At 75.0% G+C, this 2,105-nt stretch carries 2 protein-coding genes; both read left to right on the top strand.

Annotation, left to right across the window (positions count from 1 at the left end; all coding sequences use genetic code 11):
• A partial coding sequence (locus AB0O29_RS35335) for a DUF3574 domain-containing protein (protein WP_365160383.1) occupies positions 1 to 261 on the top strand: 261 nt, incomplete at its 5' end.
• A 124-nt stretch (positions 262 to 385) separates the two neighbouring features.
• Positions 386 to 2,074 carry a PAS domain-containing protein gene (locus AB0O29_RS35330; RefSeq protein WP_365160380.1) on the top strand — a complete coding sequence of 563 codons (1,689 nt, stop codon included), beginning with the start codon at positions 386 to 388 and terminating at the stop codon, positions 2,072 to 2,074.
• Positions 2,075 to 2,105 lie beyond the last annotated feature (31 nt).

Here is a 2,105-nt window from a genome sequence, read left to right as displayed (position 1 = left end):
GGCCGCTGGCCGTTCGAGGGCTACCGGATGACGGCGTTCTCCCACGAGGAGGAACTGGTCACCAACATGGCCGGCCGGCTCCCGCTGATCCTGGACGGCGACATCAACCGCGAGAAGTCGTACGAGCTGACCGTGATGTACCCGGTGCGCGAGGCCGCCGCCCGCAACGCCGACATCGAGTACATCCGGCGCCTGTACTGCAAGACCTGGGAGCTGGAGTCCGTGGGCCGGGCGGACGTCCGCGCCCAGGTCGACTTCTGACGGGAGCGGACGGCGCCCGGCGCCGCCGCGCCCCGGTGCCCGGCCCCCGCCACAGCGCCCCGGGCCGGGCGCTCGGATAGGGTGAATCGGTACGAATCGGACCCCCCGGGGTGAGGTCGGTGCATTGGACACGTACCAGTCGGCGAGCAGGGTGCCCGACCCGCCGGAGGCGGCCGTCGGGTACGCGGGCGTCCTGCGCGAGCTGCTGCCGATCGCCCTGTGGCGGGAGGACGCGGACGGGATCGTCGTCGAGTGGTCCCTGGCGGCCCAGGAACTCCTCGGCCACCGGCCCGAGGACATCCTCGGCCGCCCCGGCACCGACGTCCTCGTCCCCGAGGCCAACCACGGGCTCGCCGACGACCTGACCCGCCGCGTCCAGGCGGGCGAGACCGTCGTCGGCACCCTGCCCGTCCGCCACCGCGACGGCCACCGGGTCGCGATGGAGATGTGGATCGTGCCCGCCGCCGACCCCCGCGGCCGCCGGGGCGCCATGCTCATCGCCGTCGAGACCTCCGAGGTCCTGCGCATGCGGGACTCCCTCGCCGCCCTCCAGAGCCTCTTCACCCAGTCCCCGATCGGCCTCGCCACCCTCGGCCCCGACCTGCGCTTCCTGCGCGTCAACGACGCCCTCGCCCTGATGAACGGCGTCCCCGCCGCCGACCACCTGGGCAGACGGCTCACCGAGGTGGTCCCCGGGGTCAACGCCACCGCCCTGGAGGCCACCATGCGCCAGGTGCTGGAACGGGGCACCGCCGTCCTCGACGTCCGCCGCACCGGCCGCACCCCCGCCGACCCCGGCCACGACCACACCTGGTCCTGCTCCTACGCCCCCCTCCTCGACGGCGCGGGCCGAACCCTCGGCCTGATCGCCTCCCTCATCGACATCACCGAGGGCCAGCGCGCCCAGCTGGAGGCCGAACGGGCCCGGACCCGCTTCGCCCTCCTCGCCGAGGCCGGCACCCGCATCGGCACCACCCTCGACCTGGGCCGGACCGCCCAGGAGATCGTCGACCTGCTGGTCCCGCAGCTCGCGGACTCCGCCGACGTCCAGCTCCTCGAAGCGGTCCTCGACCCCGACGACGCCGCGGCCGCCGCCGCCCACGGGGTCATGCGCCGCCTCGCCGCCACCTTCCCCGACCCCACCGCCCCCACCGCCCGGCTGGCCCCCGGCCAGACCCTCCAGATCCCCGCCGGCTCCGTCTACGAACGGGTCATCGCCGACGGCGTGCCCATGAACCTCTACGCCTCCGACGTCCCCGCCCTGATCACCGACCCCCGCGCCGACGCCCTGCGCGCCTACCTCGCCACCCTCGGCTCGGCCCGCATGGTGCCGCTCGTCGCCCGCGGCAGGGTGCTCGGCGCCGTCGCCGTGACCCGGCTGCGCAGCCGCGAGCCCTTCGACGCGCAGGACTGCGTCCTCATCGACGAGCTCGTCGCCCGGGCCGCCCTCAACATCGACAACGCCCGCATGTACACCACCCAGCGCCACGCCGCCCTCACCCTCCAGCGCAGCCTCACCAACAGCGCCCTCCCCGCCGTCCCCGGCCTCGAACTCACCGGCCGCTACCTGCCCGCGAGCGACCACGACGTCGGCGGCGACTGGTACGACGTCATCCAGCTGCCCCGCGGCCGCACCGGCCTGGTCATCGGCGACGTCATGGGACACGGCATCCACGCCGCCGCCGTCATGGGACAGCTGCGCACCGCCGTGCGCACCCTCGCCCGGCACGACGTCCCGCCCGCCCGGATAGGTAGTCGTCCGCGCCGGCCTGGAGGCCCAGGACGCGGTCCAGCTCACTGCCCCGGGCCGTGACCGCGATGACGGGGATCTCGTGGGCCGCGCG

The sequence above is a fragment of the Streptomyces sp. NPDC089915 genome, from assembly GCF_040684675.1.
Lineage (GTDB): Bacteria > Actinomycetota > Actinomycetes > Streptomycetales > Streptomycetaceae > Streptomyces.
Note: the sequence above shows the minus strand (reverse complement) of the source record. Positions and strands in the feature narration are given on the sequence as shown.